Annotated in this window: 22 protein-coding genes and 1 tRNA gene; 15 read left to right on the top strand and 8 right to left on the bottom strand. The window is 34.2% G+C overall.

What is annotated here, in order from left to right; genetic code table 11:
* Positions 1 to 7: 7 nt before the first annotated feature.
* The gene (gene pntA, locus J3U27_RS00535; RefSeq protein WP_065734782.1) at positions 8 to 1,540 is read right to left on the bottom strand and encodes a Re/Si-specific NAD(P)(+) transhydrogenase subunit alpha; all 1,533 of its coding nucleotides are present in this window, start codon (positions 1,538 to 1,540) and stop codon (positions 8 to 10) included.
* 559 nt (positions 1,541 to 2,099) lie between these two features.
* Between pntA and J3U27_RS00540 the strand changes: the two genes are divergently transcribed.
* A complete protein-coding gene (locus J3U27_RS00540) occupies positions 2,100 to 3,488 on the top strand; it encodes an MFS transporter (RefSeq protein ID WP_267376546.1) in 1,389 nt (462 codons plus the stop codon).
* Positions 3,489 to 3,537: 49 nt separating this feature from the next.
* Here the strand turns inward: J3U27_RS00540 and J3U27_RS00545 are convergent, their stop codons facing one another.
* On the bottom strand, positions 3,538 to 4,263 hold the full coding sequence (locus tag J3U27_RS00545; RefSeq protein ID WP_267376547.1) for a DUF4198 domain-containing protein: 726 nt from the start codon (positions 4,261 to 4,263) through the stop codon (positions 3,538 to 3,540).
* Positions 4,264 to 4,561: 298 nt separating this feature from the next.
* Here J3U27_RS00545 and mukF point away from each other — a divergent pair, with 298 nt between their 5' ends.
* From mukF to mukB, 3 genes are read left to right on the top strand one after another with little or no spacing between them, the layout of a single operon-like run.
* Complete coding sequence (gene mukF / locus J3U27_RS00550; RefSeq protein WP_065562362.1) at positions 4,562 to 5,884, top strand: chromosome partition protein MukF; 1,323 nt, start codon at positions 4,562 to 4,564, stop codon at positions 5,882 to 5,884.
* Between the two features lie 43 nt (positions 5,885 to 5,927).
* Positions 5,928 to 6,653, top strand: coding sequence for a chromosome partition protein MukE (gene mukE, locus J3U27_RS00555; RefSeq protein WP_065562474.1), 726 nt, complete (start codon positions 5,928 to 5,930; stop codon positions 6,651 to 6,653).
* A gap of 2 nt (positions 6,654 to 6,655) precedes the next feature.
* Positions 6,656 to 11,074: a chromosome partition protein MukB gene (gene mukB / locus J3U27_RS00560; protein ID WP_416380522.1), complete on the top strand. Its 4,419-nt coding sequence runs from the start codon at positions 6,656 to 6,658 to the stop codon at positions 11,072 to 11,074.
* Between the two features lie 365 nt (positions 11,075 to 11,439).
* Here mukB and J3U27_RS00565 read toward each other — a convergent pair whose 3' ends face one another.
* The 3 genes from J3U27_RS00565 to secG form a co-directional block, all read right to left on the bottom strand.
* The gene (locus tag J3U27_RS00565) at positions 11,440 to 11,883 is read right to left on the bottom strand and encodes a hypothetical protein (RefSeq protein ID WP_065734785.1); all 444 of its coding nucleotides are present in this window, start codon (positions 11,881 to 11,883) and stop codon (positions 11,440 to 11,442) included.
* A 355-nt stretch (positions 11,884 to 12,238) separates the two neighbouring features.
* Positions 12,239 to 12,324 (bottom strand) — tRNA-Leu (locus J3U27_RS00570).
* A 7-nt stretch (positions 12,325 to 12,331) separates the two neighbouring features.
* Complete coding sequence (secG, locus tag J3U27_RS11570) at positions 12,332 to 12,718, bottom strand: preprotein translocase subunit SecG (protein ID WP_065734794.1); 387 nt, start codon at positions 12,716 to 12,718, stop codon at positions 12,332 to 12,334.
* 175 nt (positions 12,719 to 12,893) lie between these two features.
* Between secG and thiI the strand changes: the two genes are divergently transcribed.
* The 4 genes from thiI to trmL all read left to right on the top strand — a co-directional run bounded on the left by thiI (position 12,894) and on the right by trmL (position 17,097).
* Complete coding sequence (gene thiI / locus J3U27_RS00580; protein WP_267338195.1) at positions 12,894 to 14,342, top strand: tRNA uracil 4-sulfurtransferase ThiI; 1,449 nt, start codon at positions 12,894 to 12,896, stop codon at positions 14,340 to 14,342.
* A 126-nt stretch (positions 14,343 to 14,468) separates the two neighbouring features.
* On the top strand, positions 14,469 to 15,188 hold the full coding sequence (locus tag J3U27_RS00585; protein WP_065734796.1) for a response regulator: 720 nt from the start codon (positions 14,469 to 14,471) through the stop codon (positions 15,186 to 15,188).
* A 31-nt stretch (positions 15,189 to 15,219) separates the two neighbouring features.
* Positions 15,220 to 16,593, top strand: a complete 1,374-nt coding sequence (gene cpxA, locus J3U27_RS00590; protein WP_267376707.1) for an envelope stress sensor histidine kinase CpxA — start codon at positions 15,220 to 15,222, stop codon at positions 16,591 to 16,593.
* A gap of 18 nt (positions 16,594 to 16,611) precedes the next feature.
* On the top strand, positions 16,612 to 17,097 hold the full coding sequence (gene trmL, locus J3U27_RS00595; protein ID WP_141673912.1) for a tRNA (uridine(34)/cytosine(34)/5-carboxymethylaminomethyluridine(34)-2'-O)-methyltransferase TrmL: 486 nt from the start codon (positions 16,612 to 16,614) through the stop codon (positions 17,095 to 17,097).
* A gap of 161 nt (positions 17,098 to 17,258) precedes the next feature.
* On the opposite strand, the gene efp is transcribed toward trmL, so the two are convergent.
* Positions 17,259 to 17,825: an elongation factor P gene (gene efp / locus J3U27_RS00600; RefSeq protein ID WP_034882790.1), complete on the bottom strand. Its 567-nt coding sequence runs from the start codon at positions 17,823 to 17,825 to the stop codon at positions 17,259 to 17,261.
* A gap of 32 nt (positions 17,826 to 17,857) precedes the next feature.
* Between efp and epmB the strand changes: the two genes are divergently transcribed.
* From epmB to nudC, 6 genes are all read left to right on the top strand, one after another.
* On the top strand, positions 17,858 to 18,883 hold the full coding sequence (gene epmB, locus J3U27_RS00605; protein WP_065562354.1) for an EF-P beta-lysylation protein EpmB: 1,026 nt from the start codon (positions 17,858 to 17,860) through the stop codon (positions 18,881 to 18,883).
* A 148-nt stretch (positions 18,884 to 19,031) separates the two neighbouring features.
* Positions 19,032 to 19,172: a 50S ribosomal protein L34 gene (gene rpmH, locus J3U27_RS00610; RefSeq protein WP_025314679.1), complete on the top strand. Its 141-nt coding sequence runs from the start codon at positions 19,032 to 19,034 to the stop codon at positions 19,170 to 19,172.
* An 11-nt stretch (positions 19,173 to 19,183) separates the two neighbouring features.
* The gene (gene rnpA, locus J3U27_RS00615; protein ID WP_267338196.1) at positions 19,184 to 19,534 is read left to right on the top strand and encodes a ribonuclease P protein component; all 351 of its coding nucleotides are present in this window, start codon (positions 19,184 to 19,186) and stop codon (positions 19,532 to 19,534) included.
* On the top strand, positions 19,507 to 19,827 hold the full coding sequence (gene yidD / locus J3U27_RS00620) for a membrane protein insertion efficiency factor YidD (protein ID WP_416379867.1): 321 nt from the start codon (positions 19,507 to 19,509) through the stop codon (positions 19,825 to 19,827). The genes rnpA and yidD overlap by 28 nt, the downstream gene beginning before the upstream one ends.
* Entirely contained in the window at positions 19,827 to 21,455 is a 1,629-nt protein-coding gene (gene yidC, locus J3U27_RS00625; RefSeq protein ID WP_220225138.1) for a membrane protein insertase YidC, read from the top strand. Before yidD ends, yidC begins: the two co-directional genes overlap by 1 nt.
* Positions 21,456 to 21,516: 61 nt before the next feature.
* Entirely contained in the window at positions 21,517 to 22,317 is an 801-nt protein-coding gene (gene nudC, locus J3U27_RS00630; RefSeq protein WP_065562351.1) for an NAD(+) diphosphatase, read from the top strand.
* 28 nt (positions 22,318 to 22,345) lie between these two features.
* On the opposite strand, the gene J3U27_RS00635 is transcribed toward nudC, so the two are convergent.
* Together J3U27_RS00635 and hemB are read right to left on the bottom strand one after the other, a co-directional pair.
* A complete protein-coding gene (locus J3U27_RS00635) occupies positions 22,346 to 23,218 on the bottom strand; it encodes a hypothetical protein (RefSeq protein WP_065562350.1) in 873 nt (290 codons plus the stop codon).
* A gap of 306 nt (positions 23,219 to 23,524) precedes the next feature.
* Complete coding sequence (gene hemB, locus J3U27_RS00640; RefSeq protein ID WP_065734799.1) at positions 23,525 to 24,541, bottom strand: porphobilinogen synthase; 1,017 nt, start codon at positions 24,539 to 24,541, stop codon at positions 23,525 to 23,527.
* 181 nt (positions 24,542 to 24,722) lie between these two features.
* Between hemB and rpsU the strand changes: the two genes are divergently transcribed.
* The gene (rpsU, locus tag J3U27_RS00645) at positions 24,723 to 24,938 is read left to right on the top strand and encodes a 30S ribosomal protein S21 (RefSeq protein WP_034882800.1); all 216 of its coding nucleotides are present in this window, start codon (positions 24,723 to 24,725) and stop codon (positions 24,936 to 24,938) included.
* Positions 24,939 to 25,046: the final 108 nt, after the last annotated feature.

A 25,046-nucleotide genomic window follows, 5' to 3' on the forward strand; every position in this document is an offset into this window, starting at 1 on the left:
ATCTCCTTTACTTGCCACGTTGAAACATTTTTAGCATTCTTTGTGTAACAAAAAATCCACCAAAAATATTGATACTAGCAATTAAAATAGCAACAAAGGCAATTGCCGTAGTTAAGCCATTATCATCACCGACTTGCAGTATTGCACCTACTAATATGATACCAGAGATAGCATTAGTAACTGACATTAATGGTGTATGTAATGAATGAGTTACATTCCATACTACGTAATACCCTACTACACAAGACAAAGCAAATACAGTGAAGTGTCCTAAAAAGGTTTCAGGAACCACATTAGCTAACCAGAAATAAGCAATAATCAATAAAGCTAAAATGCCAAATTTTTTTGCAGGTTGCATTGGTGTTGGTTCTGGTTTGGCGATAGGTTCAACCGCTTTTTTCTGTGGTTGTGCAGAAACTTGAATTGGTGGAGCTGGCCATGTTATTTCTTTATCTTTAACGACAGTTACGCCACGAATCACAACATCGTCAAAATTAATGTCGATGTTACCATCTTTTTCTTTGGCGAGTAATTTTAATAAGTTAACAATGTTAGTTCCATATAGTTGTGATGCTTGTGCCGGCATTCGGTTAGCTAAATCTGTGTAACCAACTATTTTAACATTATTATCTGTTTCGAATACTTCACCCGGTTTGGTTAATTCGCAGTTGCCACCAGTTAAGGCTGCTAAATCAACAATAACACTACCTGGTTTCATTGACTCAACCATCTCTTTAGAGATAAGTTTTGGCGCAGGTTTACCTGGAATTAATGCTGTAGTGATAATAATATCAACATCTTTTGCTTGTTCAGCAAATAAAGCCATTTCAGCTTCAATAAAGGCTGCAGACATTTGTTTTGCGTAGCCATCTCCAGAACCAGCTTCCTCTTCGAAATCTAATTCTAAAAAGTCAGCACCCATACTATTGATTTGTTCAGCAACTTCTGGACGTGTATCAAATGCACGAACAATAGCACCTAAACTAACTGCTGCACCAATTGCTGCAAGACCAGCAACACCAGCACCGATTACCAATACTTTTGCTGGTGGTACTTTACCTGCAGCAGTGACTTGACCGGTAAAAAATCGACCAAATTGGTTCGCAGCTTCAATAACAGAGCGATAACCTGCAATGTTAGACATAGAACTTAATGCATCTAGTGATTGAGCTCGTGAAATACGAGGCACACAATCCATTGCCATTACAGTAATATTTTTAGTGGCAAGTTTTTCTAAAAGCTCTTTATGTTGAGCTGGATAAATATAACTAATGAGTGTTAATCCCTCTTTCATCAGAGCGATTTCATCATCAGTTGGCGCGTGAAATTTTAAAATAAGATCATTTTGCCAAATATCCTTTGTGTTTTGAATAGTGGCCCCAGCATCAATAAAAGCTTGGTCTTCAAAATGAGCAGCGTGTCCAGCACCTTGTTCTACTGAAACTGTAAATCCAAGTTTTAATAGTTGTCCAACAGTTTGAGGTGTTGCTGCAACCCTAGCTTCATTGGCTAACCGTTCTTTTGGTATACCGATATGCATTACGTTACATCCTTATGTTAAAAAAGATTATTCATGTCTCCCGATTTTAGCACAAATTAGCGACAGTGCGAGTAGGTAATTTATTTTTTATTATCGAAATCTTAATATTAAATTTAATAATAAGTGGATTTTAAATCTGAGAATTGAAATTAGAATATTTCTCTTGTAATCAGTGTGAATAGTTTGTTTTAAAAGTGAACTATCTTAATCGCCATTAAGAACACCTCTGTTTGCCAAAAAAAATTGTTTTTTCTACCTATGGTTAAATATTAATTAGATATTTCAATTGGTGAGTGAGTTATCAGACTAAGTTTTGCAATTATCTGATAATTCAACAAGGTTAATTTGAACTTTAATTAATATTTCATAGTCAGCTGAAAACATCAACGACAGCACTATCTCTGATAATAACCTTTTATTGGTTTTATACGTGAGAAAATAAAATTATTGATATTTAATTATATATCAAATAGATACAAATAAAGAATCATCTCATTTGAGTATAGTTATTAATGATATTCAAATGCCGATCAATTTAAACATTTAATGAGGTAAATATATGGCAGATCTAAGCCAGAAAAAAAATAATATCTTGGCTTTAATGGTTGCTTTGCTTGCTGCATGTGTTGCTTTCCAACTTAATGCAAGTATGTTAAGCCCAGTGTTAGTTACTATAGCGAAAGAATTAGGAACTAATGATGCAGCTGTCGGACTATCTCAAACTTCTTTTTTTACAGCAGCTGCACTATTTTCACTATTCTTGCCCCGATTAAGTGATATAAAAGGGCGAAAAAAAGTATTAACAGCCATGTTGATTATAATGACTTTAGGTACAGTCATTGCTGCTATTGCGCCGAATATTGAAGTTTTGTATGTTGCTCGCATTATTCAAGGTGTATCAGGGCCAGTGGTTCCATTATGTTTGTTAATGTTAAGTTTTGAAGTAAAAGACGTTAAGCAATATGGTATGTTAATGGGTATCATAACAGCAGTAAATGGTGGTATTGCTGGTGTTGATGCTATTGCGGGAGGTTTACTTGCTACGCATTTTGGCTTCAGGTCTGTATTTTGGATTATAGCTATTGTTGCAGCAATTTCGACTTTTTTTGTTCATCGTTTTGCGTCAGAATCTCAGCCCTCTAAAGGTACCAAGATGGATTGGTTAGGCGTTTTGTTAATTGTTTTAACAATAGCTGCGTTATTACTTGCACTTAATGAAGCCGGTAAACTTGGCAATGCTAATTGGCTGATTGTTAGTGGTTTAAGTTTATTGGCTTTTTTATGTTTTATTTTATTTTGGAATGTAGAAAAAAGAAGTAAGCAACCTTTAGTCACAATCAATCATTTGAAAAAGCGTGCCACCTGGGCGTTGTTATTAACAACCACATTAACCATGACTGGGATTTTTGCCATCGTTAATGGTTTAGTGATGTCAATTGCCCAAAATCATGAAATAGGTTTTGGGTTAGACGCAGATTGGGCATCATTAATTTTTCTCACGCCTTATGCTTTAATTGGTTGGTTTGTTGGGCCATTTTCAGGAAGATTGGCACCAATAATGGGCTATAATAAAGTGCTCAAATTAGGTTTAGTGGGTTGTATTATTGGTATTTTGGTTATTATGTTTTATGGCATTCATTCTTTACCTATTTTATCGGTTGGCGTGATTGTTTTAGGTATTTTTTATGCTGGAATGGCTAATATCATTTTAAATGGATTAGGTATCGTCTTATCTCCTACTGATAATCCAGGATTTTTACCTGGTATGAATGCAGGGGCATTTAATTTAGGTGCTGGTTTGAGTTTTGCTTTATTGCCAGCAATTCAGATGATAAATGGAAACACAATTGATGGTTACTTTAATGGTATGCTGTTAGGTTTAATCATTACGGTGTTAGCTCTATTTTGTAGTTTTCTTATACCTCGTCCGATTAGTGCTGAAGTTTAAAAAGATAATTATAAAAAACGGGATAATGATCCCGTTTTTTATATATAAATTAATCTTCTTCAGGAATTAATGTAAAAACTAATGTAGTAAAAAATTTGTCTTGGGTAGCTAATTGACTATCTTTAAGCGGGAAACCAATTTCAACACCTATAACGTTTAAACCTTGATTTGGTACAATAATAGTAGCCTGGCCTTTATCATCAGTTTTCACTGTTTTGTCTAAATTATTTACAACATCGATGATGACAGGTGTATTGGTTAGTGGTTTACCATCTTTGAAAACGGTTATAGGTAAATTGTCGCCTCGTTTTAATTTTGTTGGGTCAATAGAAGGAACAATTTGTAGTGGAATATCTTCTATTATTTGGGGTTTGTTAACGGATGATAAATAGTTGACACTATATTTTATGGCATGAGTGCCCTTATCTGCACCTTTAACTTGATTCATTGGCAAATTAACGTATTTACCATCCGAATTTTTGGTCCAATAACCATAATCAAAATCAACTGTTACTACAGCTGTATTTTTTGCAGGTTCGATAGTCACAAAGTTATTATGTGCTGTTTTTGAAACGGGTAGTACCGACCAATCACTATTATAAGCTTTAACTTTTTTCACCATTTCAGGTTGATAGCCATTATCTAAAGGTCCTTCACCTAAAATAATCTGCTTTTGATCGACTCGATCAGTAATCCATATACCATGAGCTGTCACGGATTGTGAAATTAAACCCATTAAAGTCCCCAATAAAACTGATAATAATACTTTACGCATAGAAACCTCAATATTTTAAATGAAAACGATAATTATTATCATTTTTATATTTATATAAGTCAATTTAAATATAAAGTTAATTGGCTAATAAAATGGTCTTTTTTGTCTTGGTAACAAGTTTATTTAAGAAAATTAAATATTGGTTATCACATCTAATAATAAATCCTAAACTTAGCTATTTTTAACTACTACAATTTGTTATATAATCGATAAAATTTTGTCCATAACACAATATATTGTGTTTCTCATATTATTTTAAGATGTCGCGATGTTATGCATCTTTAATTAAGGAATCACTATGATGGATTTTTCCCAATCAGTGCCAGAACTGGTCTCTTGGGCAAAAAAGAATGATTTTTCGATTGCTCTACCTGTTGAGCGATTAGCCTTTTTATTAGCAATTGCTGTATTAAACAGTGAGCGCTTTGATGGCGAAATGACTGAATCTGAATTAATTGACGGATTCAGACATGTCTCTCAGATCTTTGAGCAAAGTGAAGATACTATTACTGTTCGAGCTAACAATGCCATTAATGATCTAGTGCGCCAACGTTTAATTACTCGCTTTGCTAGCGAAATGACCGATGGTTATTCTATTTATCGTTTGACTCCACTAGGAATCGGCATTTCTGATTACTATATACGCCAACGAGAATTTTCGACTTTACGCTTATCTATTCAGCTTTCTATTGTTGCACAAGAATTAAAGCGTGCAGCAGATGCGGCTCTTGAAGGTGGCGATGATTTACATTGGCATCGAAATGTTTTTGCTCCATTGAAATATTCTGTTGCAGAAATTTTTGACAGTATTGATATCACTCAGAGAGTAATGGATGAACAACAAGCTGAAGTTAAACAAAATATTTCAGCATTGTTAAGCCAAGATTGGCAAGCAGCCATCAGTAGTTGTGAAGGTTTACTTACCGAAACATCACAAACATTGCGTGAGCTGCAAGATACGTTGGCAGCTGCAGGTGATAAGCTACAAGCCAGTTTGCTTCTGATACAAGATGCCACATTAGATAATCCAGATCTTGATAAAATTAACAATGTTGTTATGGATTTGCAAGGAAAACTAGACCGAATTATTGGCTGGGGGCAAAAAGCAATAGACCTATGGATTGGTTATGATAGACACGTTCATAAATTTATTCGTACTGCAATCGATTTAGATAAGAATCGAGTTTTTTCTCAGCGATTACGTAAATCGATTCAAAGCTATTTTGATTTACCATGGTCACTCACTTTTGCTAATGCTGAGCGTTTACTTGATATGCGTGATGAAGAATTAGCACTGCATGAAGCAGAAGTGACGGGTGAATTACCATCCGAGCTTGAGTTTGAAATGATTGAAGAAATTCAAGAACATATTATTTCGCATATAGAACAAAATTTATTGATCTTTAAACAAGAAAATAAACCACTTGATATGAGTAATGCAATTCATAGCTATTTAGCACAGTTCCCACGTGAACAACATTTTGATATTGCAAGATTGTTTATTGATCAGGCTATTCGATTAGGTGTTGCCGAAGGCGATTTACTCGGTATCCCAGCCGAATGGAAACCTATTAACGATTATGGAGCTAAGGTACAAGCACATGTCATCAACAGATATTAATGATTTAGAAATAGAACAAACTTCCCATCATCTTGATGAGGTTATGGGGCGTATTGCAGCAAGCTCTCAAGCGTCGATAGATAAGTTTATGCCGGTAAAATTAGCTCAAGCTATTGCCAATCCAATATTTCCGGAACTTGACAGTCTATTAAGGTCAGGTCGTCATATTGGTATCGATGAGCTTGATAATCATGCTTTTTTAATGGATTTCCAACTTGAGCTTGAACAGTTTTATCAGCGTTATAATGTTGAGCTTATTCGCGCACCGGAAGGATTTTTCTATCTTCGTCCTCGTTCAACTACTCTGATTCCACGTTCAGTATTATCTGAACTTGATATGTTAGTCGGTAAAGTGCTTTGTTATCTCTATTTAAGTCCAGAGCGATTAGCACATGAAGGCATTTTTACCTTACAAGAACTTTTTGATGAGCTTGTTTCATTAGCGGATGAAAGTAAATTATTGAAACTAGTCAATCAGCGTTCTACAGGCTCGGATTTAGATCGCCAAAAATTATTTGATAAAGTAAAAACTGCATTAAATCGATTACGTCGGCTTGGTATGATCTTCTTTATTGTAGGTAATGATAGTAGCCGTTTTCGTATTAATGAATCTATATTCCGATTCGGAGCTGATGTGCGTAGCAGTGATGATGCTCAAGAAGCACAATTACGCCTGATTCGCGATGGTGAAGCGATTAAAATTGAATCATCACTTATATTAGATGATGATAATAGTGATGATGAAGATGTTAATGAGGAGATTGAATAATGATAATGGGACACGGTAAATTTCACTCATTAACCTTAATTAATTGGAACGGTTTTTTTGCTCGAACGTTTGAGCTTGATCAGCTTGTCACCACACTTTCTGGTGGTAATGGTGCTGGTAAATCAACCACTATGGCAGCATTTGTCACTGCATTAATCCCAGATTTAACCTTATTACATTTTAGAAATACAACTGAAGCTGGAGCAACTTCGGGTTCTAGAGATAAAGGTTTACATGGTAAATTAAAGCCAGGCGTGTGTTACTCGATGCTGGATGTAATTAATTCTCGTAATCAACGGATTATCTGTGGTGTGCGTTTGCAGCAGGTTGCTGGTCGTGATAAAAAAGTTGATATTAAACCTTTTTTAATACAAGGTTTGCCTGTCAATATTACTCCAACAGAATTAGTAACAGAGCGCTTAAATGAAAAACAGGCTAGAATTTTATCTTTACCAGAATTAAAAGATAAGATTGAATCAATGGAAGGGGTTATCTTTAAGCAATTTAATTCCATTACTGATTATCATTCAGTCATGTTTGATTTTGGTATTTTACCTAAAAGGTTACGTTCTTCATCTGATCGAAGTAAATATTATCGTTTAATTGAAGCTTCTCTTTATGGTGGGATTTCTAGTGCTATCACCCGATCATTACGTGATTATTTATTACCAGAAAATAGTGGTGTTAGAAAAGCATTCCAAGATATGGAAGCAGCACTTCGTGAAAATCGGATGACACTTGAAGCTATTCGAGTTACACAATCAGATCGTGATTTATTCAAACATCTCATTACTGAATCTACAAATTATGTGGCTGCTGATTATATGCGTCATGCTAATGAGCGTAGAGTTCATATCGAGTCCGTTTTAGGACTACGTCGAGATATGTTCAAAACGCAAGATCTGCTTATCAGTAATCAGTATCGACAAGTTGAGATGGCAAAAGAGCTTAAAGAATATCAAGATGCTCAAGGCGATTTAGAGACCGACCTTCAGGCAGCAAATGATCATCTTAATCTTGCACAAACTGCTTTGCGTCAACAAGAAAAAATTGACCGCTATCAAGCAGATTTAGATGATCTTAATATAAAACTTGAAGAGCAAAATGAAGTTGTATTTGAAGCAAATGAACAGTATCAAACTTACCGAGATCAAGTTGAACAGACAGAACAAGAAGTTGATGAGATTAAAACTCAATTGGCAGATTATCAACAAGCTTTGGATGTACAACAAACTCGAGCTATTCAATATCAGCAAGCAATTCAAGCACTGAAAAATGCCCAACAACTATGCCAATTGCCTAAATTAGGTATAAGCAATGTTGAAAATCACTATGAAGTTTTTCAAGAAAAACAAAAAGAAGTTACTGAAAAATTATTAGAATTGGAACAGAGAGTTAGTGTTTCTGATGCTGCAATAAGTCAATTTGATAGAGCGTATCAACTAGTTGTTAAATTGGTTGGCGATGTAGTACGAAATGAAGCATGGAGTGCTGCTAGAGAAGCATTAAAACAATGGCCTTCACAATGTTATCAAGCTGAGCAAGCAGAACATTTACAGCTACAATTAGATGAATTAGAACAACGCTTTTTTGAACAAAAAGAAGCTGAATCATTACTAACTCAATTCTGTAAGCGTTTTGGTCGTCAAATCAATTATGATGAACTTGATGAATTTAAACAAGAACTTGAAGTTCAATTGGATCAAAATGCCGAGCTTGCTAACGAATCAAGTGAAAAACGAATTGAATTTAGGCAAGAATTTGAGCAAATACAAACAAAAATAAGTGACTATCGTCAAAAAGCCCCATTATGGTTAAAAGCTCAAGATGCACTTATTGCATTGCAAGAACAAACACAACAAACTTTTACTAATAGTCAATCAGTTACTCAGCATATGCAACAACTGCTTGAACAGGAACGAGCTTTAGTTACTCAGCGTGATCAAATAAACTTCAAACGAAATCAACTTGATACGCAAATAGAACAACTTAATCAACCAAGTGGTGTTGATGACGGACGTTTATCTGTTTTAGCTGAACGATTCAATGGTGTTTTACTTTCTGAAATTTATGAAGATGTAACAATTGATGATGCACCTTATTTTTCAGCATTGTATGGTCCGTCAAGGCAAGCCATTGTGGTACCGGATTTATCATTAGTCAAAGCACAACTCGAAAGCCTTACTAGCAGTGAAGAAGATTATCCAGAAGATATCTATTTTATCGAAGGTGATCCATCATCATTTGATGATAGCGTATTTGATTGTGAAGAGATGAATAAATCGGTTCTTGTTAAAACAGGTGATCGTCAATGGCGTTTCTCAAGTTTTCCTAAAGTTCCTTTGTTTGGTCGAGCTGCACGTGAAATACATCTTGAGAAATTATCAGCTGAACGTGATGAGCTACATGAACTTTATGCAACAATTTCGTTTGACCTTCAAAAATTGCAACGTATTGAGCAAAATGTTGGGCAGTTTATTGGTGAATATTTATCTGTAGCTTTTGATATCGATCCAGAAGCCGAAGTACAAAAACTAACAACACGACGCAATGAAATTGAACGCCAATTATTAGCACAAGAAAGCATTGATAAAGAAAACCAACAGCAAGTGGCAATTTGTAAAGAGCAGCTAGCTACAGTTAATCGATTAGTTGCTCAGATGCATTTATTGGCTGATGATGATTTAGCCGATCGAGTTGATGATTTACGTGAACAAGTGGCTGAAGCGCAAGAAGCTGCGCAATATGTGAGTCGTCATCGTCATACTGTTTCGGAATTAGAACCAATTATTGCTGTGTTACAAAGTGATCCTGAACAGAATGAATCACTACGTGAGCAATATAATACTATCAAAGCTCAGCAACAAACTATTCGTCAACAAGTTTTTGCCTTAACCGAAGTCATGCAACGCCGTGCGCATTTTAGCTATGAAGATTCGGCTGGAATGCTAAATGAAAATAGTGATTTGAATGAAAAACTACGTTCTCGACTTGAGGTGGTTGAAGCACAGCGTACTGAAGCACGTAGCCAGATGCAACAGTACCAAGATAAATACAATCAATATAATCAAACTCTTGCTTCTTTAAAAAGTGCATTTGAAACTAAACGTGACATGCTCTATGAGTTGCATAAAGAGGTTGAACAAATAGGTGTTAAAGCGGATGCAGCAACCGAAGAACGAGCACGTATTCGTCGTGATGAAATTCATCAAAAACTTAACAGTAATCGCCAACAATGCTCATCGCTTGAAAAACAACTTATTATGTGCGAAAGCGAAATGACACAAATGCAAAAACGTTTAGCACAAACACTACGTGATTATAAACAATTACGTGAACAAGTTGTGGAAGCGAAAGCAGGGTGGTGTTTAGTTTTACGATTAGTTAAAGAAAATAGCGTTGAACGAAGGTTACATCGTCGAGAATTAGCTTATCTAAGTGCTGATGAATTGCGCTCTATGTCAGATAAGGCACTCGGTTCATTGCGTCTAGCAGTAAATGATAATGAACATTTACGTGATGTATTAAGATTATCCGAAGATCCAAAACGACCAGAGCGTAAAATACAATTTTATATTGCGGTTTATAAACATCTTCGTGAACGAATTCGTCAAGATATTGTTAAAACGGATGACCCAATTGAAGCTATTGAGCAAATGGAAATTGAGTTATCACGATTAACTGAAGAACTTACCTCACGTGAACAGCAATTGGCAATTAGCTCAAAAAGTGTGGCTAATATTATTCGTAAAACTATTCAACGAGAGCAAAACCGTATTCGTATGCTTAATCAAGGTCTGCAAGCGGTGGCATTTGGTCAGGTAAATGGTGTACGTCTTAATGTTAGTATCCGGGAAGCTCACTCTTCGTTATTAGCAGCATTAGCTGATGATCAAAACGAGCATCAAGATCTGTTTAGTAATAATCGTATTACTTTCTCAGAAGCATTAGCTAAACTTTATCAACGCTTGAATCCTCATATTGATATGGGGCAGCGAACTGCGCAAAATATAGGTGAAGAATTGCTTGATTATCGAAACTATCTGGAAATGGATGTTGAAGTTAATCGTGGCGCTGATGGCTGGTTACGTGCTGAAAGTGGTGCATTATCAACAGGTGAAGCAATCGGTACAGGTATGTCGATCCTATTGATGGTGATTCAAAGTTGGGAAGAAGAATCTAAACGCTTGCGTAATAAAGACATATCACCTTGTCGTTTATTATTCCTAGATGAAGCAGCCCGACTTGATGCTAAATCAATTGCAACGCTCTTTGAACTTTGCGAAAGATTGGAAATGCAACTTATTATTGCAGCGCCAGAAAATATCAGTCCGGAAAAAGGCACAACGTATAAATTAGTACGTAAAGTCATTAATAACCAAGAACATGTTCATGTGGTTGGTTTAAAAGGCTTTGCATAATTTAATTTAACAAACTAATTCGCCGACTTTATGTCGGCGATATATGGTAGCGTTCAATCTAATCAAAAAGTATGATTGGTATTTGCCTCGTTTAAAATAACAAAATAGGCTACAAACTATTTATACTCTTTTTGATGTGCTTTACAGGATTTTAAAGAATCCTGCTGAATATTGAATTGGTGAATGGGTGGCGGCTCTTTTAAACCTCATGAATACTTCAGAACAATAACATATGCAGCATAATTAGCCAATGGCCAAATTTTTCACTAATGTATGTATCCTATCTATTAATAATAGTTGCTCAAAATTTGTTACTAATAAATATTAAAGTATCTATAAGCAAATTAAAGTGTTATTCCTGATACTTATTTTATTCTATTACAAACTGATTCGATTTTAGATCTAAAATCAATAGTATCTGTGTGATTATTGAGTTTTTTTATGCGTTTCGTTATTATGATGTTAAATGAGTCGTTATCCTTGATTTCTAAAGATTGTTTCAGAGTGCAATTTGATTCATAACATATTTCATTTACTGTACTGTTAAAGCCGTTGACATCGATAGTTTGTTTTGTTCCATCATTTTTAATTTCGTAAAACTTATCATCTAATATTCTAAATTTCATTGTAAAATCTTCAGGCTCAGTGGTATGTTTAAGCTCTTCTTCTGGGGATACATTTAGCCCTATACCATATATCGCAGTGCATTGCCAATCGCCCACAAGATATTCTTTGAGAACTTTATTATCACTCTCACCACAACCGAATAGAATTAGACTAACCATGCTTATAAGAATAAAATTTTTCATAACATTCCTTTGTTTTTGAATAATAATATGAGAATTATTCTTCAATATCAACTAGATGTTAAACTTTGCATTAATGAAATTTTCATTTTCTATCAAACCTTATCAATATGTAGACTTTCAATTTCAGTCAAAGGGTATTTCTAATTATTTTATTTATTACTATTTTTTTGACGGTTTTTCTGTCGTTATAAAATTTTTAGTTATACAAGATTTACATAAATAAACATATAATTAAAAAGTGGTTATAAATGTAACTTACTGATACTTGCAGAATAGTAAAACAGGCTTTGAGCCTTGTTTATTCAGGTTTTGATGTGCTTTAAAGAGTTTTAAAGAATGTTATTGATTATTGATTTGGTGCCGTGGGCGGGACTTGAACCCGCATGCCCTTAGAGCACTACCCCCTCAAGATAGCGTGTCTACCAATTTCACCACCACGGCGCCGTTTTTATTCTGGAATATCTGAAGTCGGATTAATACTCTGTGGCTGTATAACTGGATCAGTAGTTGGAATTACTTGCCTATTACTGTTCGAGTCTTCTGTACTTTGCTGTGTAGTTGTATTATCGCCAACATTTTTGAAATCATCGCTGATATTAGTTGTTTTTGAGCTACCAATATTAGACAAAATAATACTTAATGCAAAGAATAATACACCTAATATTGTCGTTGTACGTGTAAGGAAGTTTCCACTACCTGATGAGCCAAATAGAGTCGCAGATGCACCCGCACCAAAAGATGAGCCCATGTCAGCACCTTTTCCGCGCTGTATTAACACTAAAACGATTATCGCAAGTGCGATAATTAAATAACCTATAATTAATAGTTCGTACATTTCAACCTGTCAATTTTATGTTATAGAACAGAATTTATTGATGCGAAATATTAGCGAAAGAGTGAGCAACAAGCAAGTATATTTTGTTATTTTCTGTATTTATCATAATCAATTGTACGTTTTTAGGGAAAAATAAGTATAATGTCGCCATTTTTAGTCTCGCAAATTCTGTTGTATGAAATTTATAGTTAAACTTTTTCCTGAAATCACGATCAAAAGTGAATCTGTTCGTTTACGTTTTATTAAAATATTAACGAGCAACATCCGTAATATTTTAAAACATTCAATTGATGATGTTGCAGTTATTCGTCATTGGGATTTTATTGAAGTTCGCCCTAAAGTTGTAAATAGTGAAAGTCAAATCTTAGAACTATTAACTCGAATTCCTGGTATTCACCATATATTAGTAGTTGAGGAGCTTAGTTTTGTCGATCTGCATGATATATATGAAAAAGCGTTTAATCATTTTGCCCCTTTAATTGAGAATAAAACATTTTGTGTCAGAGTAAAACGTCGTGGTAAGCATGAGTTTACTTCAATTGATGTAGAGCGTTATGTTGGTGGTGGGCTAAATCAACATGTTTCGACAGCTAAAGTAAAATTAACCCGTCCGGATGTAACAGTTAATCTTGAGATAGATAAAGATAAGCTATTATTAGTTAAAGAGCGCCATGCAGGAATTGGTGGTTTTCCGACAGGAACTCAAGAAGATGTTATTTCTCTTATTTCTGGCGGATTTGATTCTGGTGTGTCGAGCTATATGTTTATTAGACGAGGTTGCCGAGTCCACTATTGCTTCTTTAATTTAGGTGGAAAAACTCATGAAATTGGCGTTAAACAAATGGCTCATTATTTGTGGAAGAGATTTGGTTCTTCTCATAAAGTTCGTTTTATCGCCATTGATTTTTCGAATGTAGTAGGTGAGATTCTTGAGAAAATTGACGATGGGCAAATGGGCGTTATTTTAAAACGGATGATGATTCGTGCTGCTTCAATGGTTGCTCGACGTTATAATGTTGAAGCGTTGATTACTGGCGAGGCATTGGGGCAAGTATCAAGCCAAACTTTAACTAATTTACGTTTGATCGATAATGTGAGTGATACTTTAGTTTTACGTCCATTAATAACGTATGATAAAGAAACTATAATTAATCTTGCTCGTCAAATCGGTACTGAAGATATCGCTAAGACAATGCCAGAATTTTGTGGTGTGATATCAAAAAATCCTACTGTAAAAGCGGTGAAAGAGAAAATAGAAGAGGAAGAACAACATTTTGATTTCTCTATATTGGATAAAGCAGTTGAAGAAGCCGAAAATATTGATATTCGTGAAATTGCTAAACAGACTGACAACACAATTACACAAGTCGATATGGTTTCAACATTAGAAGAGAATCAAATTATAATTGATATTCGTTCACCTGAGGAACAAGAGGATAACCCATTAGAAATTGAAAATGTCGATATTAAGCTCATCCCTTTTTATAAATTGGCGACGCAATTTGGCGATCTAGATCAATCAAAACAATATTTATTGTATTGTGCTAAAGGTATTATGAGTAAATTACAAGCACTTTATCTTATTGAACAAGGATTTAGTAATATAAAAGTGTTTAAACTATAAATCTTAACAATTATTTACGACATTCTTTCATTTTATCTATATAATATTTTTAAAAATATAAAATAAATTTACAATAATCAAAAACCAATATAAAAGTTATAAATTTCTTAATTAATGAGGGTAGTAATGAACAAATTGCTCGTAGTTGATGATGATCCAGAAATTGCCTCAATGTTATGTGAATTATTAGAATTAGAAGGATTTGAAGTCGTAATAGCTAATAATGGTGTTCAGGCTTTAGATAAATTTGATAGTAGCATTGACCTAATATTACTTGATATTATGATGCCAGAAATGAATGGGCTAAGTGTATTATCTCAACTGAGAAATAAATATACCGTTCCAGTAATTTTCTTAACAGCTAAAGATAACGAATTTGATAAAATTATTGGGCTTGAGCTTGGTGCTGATGATTATATCTTAAAGCCGTTTAATGATCGGGAGCTTATTGCTCGTATCAACGCATTATTACGTAGGAAACGTTGGGATAATATGGCTGTAACTTCTGGTGAGAAGTCAGTTCAATATACCATTGATAAACTTACCGTTAATCGAAAACAGCAATCTGTTTCATTTGATGATAAATATATTGAATTAACGGGTACTGAATTCCAAATATTATTGCAACTTCTTGAAAATGCTGGGAAAATCATCTCAAGGGATGATTTAAGCGAAAACGTATTAGGTAAAGAATTTTTACCTTTAGCTCGTTCAATTGATGTTCATGTTTCTAATTTGCGTAAAAAACTTCCTCCTCGTAGCGATGGTTTACCATGGATTAAAACATTACGTTCAAAAGGGTATCTGTTTGTTGTAGATCAAAATGATGATGTATTACAAAACTAGCTATTTCTTCATATGGTAAGAGTATATGTGGATCTTTGATCGCCTAACAATTAGAATTTTCACAATATTCTTACTTACTATTGCTTTCTTTCTTATTCTGGTAATGGCCTTGCCAAAGCTAGACTCCCGAAATTTAACCTATTTAGCCAATAAAGATAAAGAAAGTGGCAATCTACTGGCTAAAGAAATCGAAAAAGATTTAACCAAGATACCTAAAGATAGTTTCCGTTGGTGGATGAGATTCATTGTTGTAATGGATAATCATCAAAAGGCTGGGCAACTATTATTTATTGTTACACCCAATCAACAAATTATCACAACAGATACTAATAATATTGATTTAGTAAAAAGTTTTAGTGAAAAATCCCACGATGTTGATGATCCAGCTAAGAAAATCTATGATAACCAAGAAATTATTGGTCCTTTCTTGCTTCATTATGCTAATGAAGACTATCAATTATTTTTATTACAACCTGCATCGGATATTCAGTCTCAATTTGTTAATTTAATATTTGATCATCCTTTCTTGCTTTTGACATTAACCATGTTGGCAAGTACGCCATTCTTGTTGTGGCTATCTTGGAGTATTGCTAGGCCAGCACGTGGATTGCGGTTGGCTGCTGAGCAAGTAGCTAAAGGTAATCTACAACAGTGGCCTGAACTCGAAAAAGTTGGATCGTATGAATATAAAGCAGTGGGGGCAAGTTTTAACCGCATGCTTAGAGAGTTGAAAAGGATGCAAGAGTTACAGCAACAATTGTTTTCTGATATTTCTCACGAATTGCGGACACCATTAACTCGATTGCAATTAGCAACTTCACTGCTACGTCGTAAACAAGGTGAAAGTAACGAAGTTTTACGAATAAGTGATGAAGCGATAAAGCTTGATTCAATGATTGGTGATTTATTGTCATTAGCAAGGAATCAGCATGATAATAACGAAGTTCGTGAATATAAACAGTTAGACGAATTATTTAAAAATGTTTTAGATAATGCGACTTTTGAAGCTAATCAAATTTCAAAACAATTTTCAATTCTTACTCCCCCAACTAATAATACAATTTTGTGTTATCCAACGGCGTTATGTAGCGCGCTTGAAAATGTAGTAAGGAATGCATTTCGTTATTCAAATCAGCGAATTGATGTTAATTTTGTTATTCAACAACAAACTGCAATTATCACTATTGATGATGATGGGCCAGGTGTTGCTGATAGTGAGTTAGAGCAAATATTCAGGCCGTTTTATCGTACTAATGAAGCTCGTGATCGTGAGTCAGGTGGCACAGGTTTAGGTTTAGCCATTGTTTCTAACGCTATTACTCGAGATAATGGCACTGTTAAAGCAGAGAAAAGCCACTTAGGTGGACTTAGAATTGTGATAGTATTACCTCTTCAAAAATATTAACAGCTAAGAGAAATAATTGTGTCAGATGCATCTTTAAATATTGTTTTATTTGAACCTGAAATTCCTGCTAATACTGGTAATATCATTCGTTTGTGTGCTAACACTGGTTTTAATTTACATATTATTGAGCCAATGGGATTTTATTGGGATGATAAAAAATTGAGACGAGCAGGATTAGATTATCAAGAATTTGTTGATGTAAAACGTTATAAAAATATTGAGTGCTTTTTAGATGAGAACCAACTTGATTTAGCTTCTCAAGTTTATGCCTTAACGACAAAAGGTCAAAAACCACACAGTGAAGTAAATTATAAATCAGCTGACTTTTTGATGTTTGGCCCAGAAACGAGAGGTTTACCAGCAAAAATTCTTGATGCATTGCCGCAAGATAGAAAAATTCGGATTCCAATGGTTGCTAATAGCCGAAGTATGAATCTGTCTAATTCAGTTGCAGTAGTTGTTTATGAGTCATGGCGACAGCTTAATTATATCGGGGCTAAATAAATTTAAATTTTGATTTTTAATTACCAAATAAATGAAAAATTTTTGCAGATGTTTAACTCAAAAACCCCGTTCCTCAACTCAAAAATTTAACTTAAATTTCTTTACTTAAAAAAAAGAGGTCATATCGACCTCATTATTTAAATAATTATTTTGATGAATTACTATTTAACGCGAGAAACGTATTCACCTGAACGTGTATCAACTTTAAGTACTTCACCAATTTGCACAAATAAAGGAACACGTACAACTGCACCAGTTGATAATGTAGCTGGTTTACCACCCGTTCCCGCTGTATCACCTTTTAATCCTGGATCAGTTTCAATAACTTCTAATTCAACAAAGTTTGGTGGAGTAACAGCAATTGGTTGACCATTCCATAAGGTTAAAATACATTCCGCTTGATCGACTAACCATTTAGCATTGTCACCTACAGCTTTTGCATCAGCAGAAAGTTGTTCAAATGTATCATTATTCATAAAATGCCAAAACTCACCATCGGTATAAAGATAAGTTAAGTTCATATCAACGACATCAGCCGCTTCAACAGATTCTCCTGATTTAAATGTTTTATCAACAGTTTTACCAGAAAGTAATTTTTTAATTTTTACACGGTTAATTGCTTGTCCTTTACCTGGCTTGTAAAATTCATTTTCAACAATTACACACGGCTCGCCATCTTGCATTATTTTAAGACCAGCTTTAAACTCATTAGTACTATAAGATGCCATAAAAGCTCCAACTATCATTCTGAATTACAAAAATGAGCCATATTATACAGCAAAATGTTGAACAACCAAATAAAGATGAGTGGATTTTTGATCTCGCTAATGTAGTGACAGATATCAAAAAGCTTTATCATTGTCTGGATTTAGATTCTGAGGAAATTTCTTTACCCATGTTACAGGCAAGAAAACAATTTCCACTTCGTGTGCCTATGGCTTTTATAAATCGAATGAAAAAAGGTGATCCTCAAGATCCTTTACTGCTTCAAGTACTTTGTGATGAACAGGAATTAATAAACGTACAGGGTTTTACTAAAGATCCTCTTGATGAGCAACATAACAATATTCCAGGATTACTACATAAATATCATAATCGCGCATTATTAATGACTAAAACTGCTTGTGCGATTAATTGCCGTTATTGTTTTAGGCGACATTTTCCTTATCATGATAATCAAAGTAACAAAAAGAATATTAGTATCGCATTAGAGTATATTGCACAGCATACCGAACTTGATGAAATTATTCTTTCGGGGGGCGATCCTTTAATGGCAAAAGATCATGAAATAGCTTTTTTAATAGCTGAATTAGAGAAATTTCGTCATATTAAGCGTTTACGTATTCATAGTCGTTTAGCGGTGGTGATACCTAATCGTATTACTTCTGAGCTGTGTCGATTATTTGCAAAAACACGTTTACAAGTTGTGTTAGTTACCCATATTAATCATCCGAATGAAATTGATAATAATGTAGCTCATGCCATCAAAGATTTAAAGAAAAGTGAGGTAACAGTACTAAATCAGAGTGTTTTATTAAAAAATATTAATGATGATGCTGATGTGCTAGCGAAGTTAAGTAATAAGTTATTTTCAATTGGTATTTTACCTTATTACATCCATTTATTAGATAAAGTACAAGGTGCGGCTCATTTTTTAGTCGATGATGATGAGGCCAAAAAAATCATGCGGCAATTGACTAAAAAACTATCAGGTTATTTAGTTCCAAAATTAGCGCGTGAAGTTGGTGGTGAAGCAAGTAAGCGAGTTTTAGCTATTAGTGATTAATGAAATTTGAAAAGGTCCTTACAATTTATGTTTCAAAATCCCGTTGACGAAAAATAAAATAGACTCTATAATTCGGACCTCTTTAATTAATGCTGTGGAGTTTATACTCTACAACTTGTTGATAAATTAGATTTGGATATAAATCGTCATGAAACGCACATTTCAACCATCAGTATTAAAACGCAATAGAACTCACGGTTTCCGTGCTCGTATGGCTACTAAAAACGGTCGTCAAGTTCTTGCTCGCCGTCGCGCTAAAGGCCGTGTTCGTTTAACTGTTGCTAGCTAATTTAAAGTTGAGTGACTAAACTCACTTTTCCTCGGGAGTTACGCTTGTTAACTCCCTTTGATTTTAATCATGTATTTCAAGAATCTATTCGTGCAGGTTCGCCTTTCCTGACTCTAGTTACACGTAAAAATAATCTAAGTCATCCCAGATTAGGCTTTGCTATAGCTAAAAAACAGGTTAAAAGAGCCCATGAGCGTAATCGTATTAAACGGTTAGTCAAAGAATATTTTCGTCACCACCAACATCAGTTTCCTAATATCGATTTTATTTTGATGGCTAAACAGCCTGTTATACAATTGAATAATCAACAATTAGTTGAGACATTAGATAAACTATGTCAGCAAATCATCAAAAAAAACTAAGTAAATTAATATTGATTATCAAACAGCATGTTTATGCGGTTAAAGCTTTGATTATTAATGTTTTTATTTTTATTATTAGTTTATATCAACGTATCATTAGTCCGTTATTTGGTCCTAAATGTCGCTTTACTCCCAGCTGTTCACAGTATGCCATAATCGCATTAAGGCGATTCGGATTGATAAAAGGTGGTTGGCTAACGGTCAAACGTGTATTAAAATGTCACCCTTTACATGAAGGAGGTGAAGATTTTGTTCCTCCTAAGAAAACTAAAACCAATAGAGAAAAACACTAATGGGATCTCAACGTAATATATTAGTCATTGCTTTACTTTTCGTTTCTTTCCTGATTTGGAAAGCGTGGGTAGATGATCATGCACCAAAACCCCCAGTTGCTAACCAATTGACACAACAAATAGGTGAAGATAGTTCAACAGCGGATTCAGTGCAAGGTAAAACTATCACAATAAAATCTGATGTATTGTCATTAACGGTTAATACCTATGGTGGCGATGTGCAATCTGCTCAATTGTTGAAATATGAGCAGTCTCTTCATTCAGGTACACCTTTCCAACTACTTACTTCTAAACCTGATTTTATTTACATTGCTGAAAGTGGGTTAACAGGTAAAGATGGCCCAGACAATGCAACTCAAGGCTCAAAAAGACCATTATATCAAACTGATCAATCTGAATATGTTTTAGCTGATGGTCAAGATGAGTTGAAGGTTCCATTTACCTATCAAGTTAATGGTGTAACTTATACTAAATATTACATCTTACATCGTGGTAATTATGCTGTTGATGTACAGTATGACGTGAACAATCAAACCCAAAGTCCGTTAGAAGTATCAATGTATGGTCAGTTGAAGCAGACTATTGAACTCCCTAAAGATGCCGTTACTGAAGGCGGTGGCGGATTAGGACTAAGCGCATTTCGCGGTACAGCTTATTCCAGTGCCAACACTAATTATAGTAAATATAGTTTCAGTGATATCAAAGATGATGCGTTAGAAGTCAAAACTGAAACTGGCTGGATTGCTATGTTGCAACACTATTTTGCTTCAGCTTGGATTCCTACGCAGGAACAAAATAATTTATTCTATTCACGTGCAACAGCTAACAATTCACAAGCAACAATTGGTTTTAAAGGTGAAACAACAGTTATTCAACCAGGTGAAACGAAATTAATTAATGCCAAATTATGGTTAGGTCCTGAAATTCAAAGTGAATTAAAAGAAACAGCTAATCATCTTGATTTAATCGTTGACTATGGTTGGTTATGGTTCTTATCTCAACCACTCTTTTACTTATTGAAATTTATCCATAGTTTTATTGGAAACTGGGGCTTTTCGATCATTGTGATCACTTTTATTGTGCGTGGTATTTTATTCCCATTAACACGAGCACAATATCGTTCAATGGCTAAAATGAAGTTATTGCAACCTCGTTTACAAGCATTAAAAGAGCGTTATGGTGATGATAGACAAAAAATGAGTATGGAAACAATGGCACTTTATAAACAAGAGAAAGTTAATCCTCTTGGTGGTTGTTTACCATTATTGATTCAAATGCCTATCTTCTTGTCATTATTTTACATGTTAGGTAATACGGTTGAGCTACGTCATGCTCCATTCGCTCTTTGGATCCATGACTTATCTGCACAAGATCCATATTATGTTTTCCCATTGTTAATGGGTGCAACTATGTTCTTAATTCAGAAGATGTCACCAACACCGGTTACCGATCCTTTACAACAAAAATTAATGACTTATATGCCATTAATCTTTACGGTATTCTTCTTATGGTTCCCATCAGGTTTAGTTTTATACTATATTGTAAGTAATTTATTTACGATTGCTCAGCAACGTATAATTTACTGGGAGCTTGAGAAAAAAGGTCTACACGAAAAGAAAAAGAAATAGTATTGCCAAAAAGGAGGATTAAGATCCTCCTTTTTAATAGTTATTTTTTGGTATTGATGTGATGAATATACAACAACAATTTAATTTAATTGGTAACGAAAAAGGTTATTGGTTTGTTAGTCAAAATGGGCGATTATGGTTGCCAAATGGCGAAGTTCCTCATGGTATTGCTAGTGAATTAGGTTTCACCAACAAACTAGCTCAACCAATTGGTGAGTGGAATGGGCAAACCGCTTGGTTGATTTGCCAAGAAATGAAAAACTCTATGTCAACGATTCGCCCCTTACTTAATAATGCTGATCAATCATTATTTAATATGGCTGGCAGGGCGGTACAATTGTCTGAGTTTTATCGTTCTCATAAATATTGTGGTTATTGTGGTCATGAGATGCATATTAGTAAAACAGAGTGGTGTTGTTTATGCAGTAATTGTCACCAACGTTATTACCCACAAATTTCCCCTTCAATTATCGTTGCTATTCGAGATAAAAATAAAATTTTATTGGCAAAGCATGTTAGGCATAATCAAGAAAATTTATATACCGTTTTAGCTGGTTTTACAGAGATTGGTGAAACAATGGAAATGACGGTTGCCCGAGAAGTGTACGAAGAGTCAAAAATAAAAATTAAAAATATTCGTTATATTGGTTCACAACCTTGGCCGTTTCCTAACTCCATGATGATGGCCTATTTAGCTGATTATGAGAGTGGTGAAATTACTATCGATAAAAATGAGTTAGTCGAGGCAAATTGGTATCATTATTCTCAATTACCTAAAATACCCGAATATGGCACGATAGCAAGACGTTTGATTGAAGATACAATTATACTTTGTCGTGAATATGATGAGTTTGGTGAGTAAAATTCATCATATTCACTTAATTAACAATTTATAAATATTCAATGGTTCTGGTTAAATCAATTTTACTTGAACCTTCTCCTACTGTTTCACAAACAGCTTTAGTCCAGTCATTATTTTCGTTATAAGCGAAATAGGTACAAGTCTCAGTTGATTCTAACTCTTGTTCATTTTTATCATTAATGATTACATTACCTTTTGCTGATAATTTATATGTTCTAGTAATTGTTTTTTCGAGCTGATTATTAGTGTTATAAACTATATCTTTTTCTCTCACTAACACGGGCAGTTTAGTTCGTTCATCTGATTTTATATAAGCATTATATAAAACTTGTTCAACCAGATCGCCGTTATAAATAATTTTACTATTAAAAACAATATTATTATCGGCAAAGTTGGATAAGGTTGTTTCAACTAAATGACCTTGTTCATCAAATTCATTAATGGCAACAATGTCACCATTATCATCTTTCATACCAATAATATTTTTTGAATCGTCAAAAGAAACATCGTAATTATTCCTAACATCTTTCATGCCATAAATATATTTGGCTGTATCATAGTTTATTTCGCCATATAAACCTTCAAGATCATAATTCTGTACATAACCTTGAGCATTATAATTGATCGTTTTTTCTGTCGGTCCTTGGATTTTTTGGTGTTTGATCAGTTTTTTATGAGGTAGGAGTTCTGGTTCGGTATGAAAAAGATAACTATTACTTACCAATATTGATGATTGGGATTTAAATTCATTATTTATATTTTTGTTTACAGCATTATTCTCAGTTTGGGCCTCTTGATTTTTGCTTGTACTAGAGGCGGCATTTGTTTCTGCCTTTTTTTGATTATCACATCCCGTTAATAAAAAAATAGTCAAAAAGAATAGATAGATATAATTTTTCATAATATTAGTCTCTTAATGTTAGAGTTAGAGTTTTATTTATATCTAATAAAAAAGCTTAATCAACTTCAGTATTTTATTGCAATCTTAGTCTGTTTAGAGCATAAATTTGAATTTCATTTGTATTCGTTTCTTATAGATAAGCTTTACAAATATTAGCAAATTGGAGGTCAAAGATATAGTTTTCGTCAGAATTTTTATTTTTAAATTAACAGATTACTTCGAAAAAAATGATGAGGTAAGAAAATTTAAATATTGATCATATCAATCTGCGATAAGTTGCCGATTGATATGAATCAGATAAAACCATCAATGCTCTGGGTTATTGAGCCATTGAGCTATTTGTTTGGCAAAATAGGTTAAAACCCCATCTGCACCTGCGCGTTTAAAACAGAGTAATGATTCCATGATGACAGATTTTTCATCTAACCAACCGTTTCCAATTGCGGCCATCAACATTGCATATTCTCCAGATACTTGATAGGCAAAGGTTGGTACCGCAAAAGTGTCTTTTACTTTACGAACAATATCTAGGTAAGGCAACCCAGGCTTAACCATTACCATGTCAGCACCTTCACTTAAATCTTGGTAAATTTCTTGTAATGCTTCATTAGCGTTGGCCGGATCAAGTTGATAGGTTTTTTTATTACCACCTTTAATGTTTTTTGCTGAACCTACAGCATCACGAAATGGTCCATAAAAGCTAGAGGCATATTTTGCTGAATAAGCCATTATTTGCGTATTAATAAAATCATGTGATTCTAGCCCATTACGAATTGCGCCAATTCGACCATCCATCATGTCACTGGGTGCAATAATATCAGAACCTGCTTGAGCTTGAACTAATGCTTGTTTAACCAAAGTACTAACAGATGTATCATTTAAAACATAACCACTATCATCAATAATACCGTCTTGGCCATGAGTGGTATAAGGATCGAGTGCAACATCACTTAAAATTCCGAGTTCTGGTAACTCTTTTTTTAGTGCCCTAATTGCTTTAGGAACTAATCCATTTTCGTTATAAGCTTCTTCAGCTAACAGTGATTTTTGAGAAGGCTCAATAGCAGGAAACAAAGACAATATAGGAATGCCTAATTTGGCAACTTGCTCTGCCTCTTTCACTAATACATCAACGCTCATTCTTTTAACATTGGGCATTGATGATACAGATTGAATAATATTTTTCCCTTCAACGATAAATACTGGATAAATCAAATCATCAACTGTTAAACGATTTTCTGCAACTAGGCGACGACTAAAATCATGAGCACGATTACGACGTAATCGTCTTTGGGGATATTGACCGGTAAAGACTGATGACATATAAATACCTATATTTTTGATTAAACGGTCTTATTATCTGACTCAAAAGTAAGATTAGCAAATAATTTGTTATGTCGTAATTATACGATATTTTACTTTACAACTTATATGATTTAGAGGTAAAATTGCGCACTAATTTTTAGTCCCTTGTGATATTAACCAAATTTGAGGTGAGAGGCACATGCCAGTAATTAAAGTACGTGAAAATGAACCTTTCGATGTAGCATTACGTCGTTTTAAACGTTCTTGCGAAAAAGCAGGAGTTTTAGCTGAAGTTCGTAACCGTGAATTTTACGAAAAACCAACAACTATTCGTAAACGCGCAAAAGCAGCTGCTGTTAAACGCCACGCTAAGAAATTAGAAAGAGAAAACGCTCGTCGCACTCGTCTATATTAATATTTATACTGAAAATTTAATTTATTTATTTTTTTAATATAAAAATTTTAACAAGCCGTACTTTTACTACGGCTTGTTGTCTTTGTGTAATGCCATAAATGGTTGAAT

It is taken from the genome of Gilliamella sp. B2911 (genome assembly GCF_026536965.1).
Taxonomy (GTDB): Bacteria; Pseudomonadota; Gammaproteobacteria; order Enterobacterales; family Orbaceae; genus Gilliamella; species Gilliamella apicola_E.

Coding starts and splice junctions, on each gene's coding strand:
- pntA (WP_065734782.1), bottom strand. CDS start 1,540: ATGCATATCGGTATACCAAAAGAACGGTTAGCCAATGAAGCTAGGGTT.
- J3U27_RS00540 (WP_267376546.1), top strand. CDS start 2,100: ATGGCAGATCTAAGCCAGAAAAAAAATAATATCTTGGCTTTAATGGTT.
- J3U27_RS00545 (WP_267376547.1), bottom strand. CDS start 4,263: ATGCGTAAAGTATTATTATCAGTTTTATTGGGGACTTTAATGGGTTTA.
- mukF (WP_065562362.1), top strand. CDS start 4,562: ATGATGGATTTTTCCCAATCAGTGCCAGAACTGGTCTCTTGGGCAAAA.
- mukE (WP_065562474.1), top strand. CDS start 5,928: ATGGGGCGTATTGCAGCAAGCTCTCAAGCGTCGATAGATAAGTTTATG.
- J3U27_RS00565 (WP_065734785.1), bottom strand. CDS start 11,883: ATGAAAAATTTTATTCTTATAAGCATGGTTAGTCTAATTCTATTCGGT.
- secG (WP_065734794.1), bottom strand. CDS start 12,718: ATGTACGAACTATTAATTATAGGTTATTTAATTATCGCACTTGCGATA.
- thiI (WP_267338195.1), top strand. CDS start 12,894: ATGAAATTTATAGTTAAACTTTTTCCTGAAATCACGATCAAAAGTGAA.
- J3U27_RS00585 (WP_065734796.1), top strand. CDS start 14,469: ATGAACAAATTGCTCGTAGTTGATGATGATCCAGAAATTGCCTCAATG.
- efp (WP_034882790.1), bottom strand. CDS start 17,825: ATGGCATCTTATAGTACTAATGAGTTTAAAGCTGGTCTTAAAATAATG.
- epmB (WP_065562354.1), top strand. CDS start 17,858: ATGAGCCATATTATACAGCAAAATGTTGAACAACCAAATAAAGATGAG.
- rpmH (WP_025314679.1), top strand. CDS start 19,032: ATGAAACGCACATTTCAACCATCAGTATTAAAACGCAATAGAACTCAC.
- yidD (WP_416379867.1), top strand. CDS start 19,507: ATGTCAGCAAATCATCAAAAAAAACTAAGTAAATTAATATTGATTATC.
- yidC (WP_220225138.1), top strand. CDS start 19,827: ATGGGATCTCAACGTAATATATTAGTCATTGCTTTACTTTTCGTTTCT.
- nudC (WP_065562351.1), top strand. CDS start 21,517: ATGAATATACAACAACAATTTAATTTAATTGGTAACGAAAAAGGTTAT.
- J3U27_RS00635 (WP_065562350.1), bottom strand. CDS start 23,218: ATGAAAAATTATATCTATCTATTCTTTTTGACTATTTTTTTATTAACG.
- hemB (WP_065734799.1), bottom strand. CDS start 24,541: ATGTCATCAGTCTTTACCGGTCAATATCCCCAAAGACGATTACGTCGT.
- rpsU (WP_034882800.1), top strand. CDS start 24,723: ATGCCAGTAATTAAAGTACGTGAAAATGAACCTTTCGATGTAGCATTA.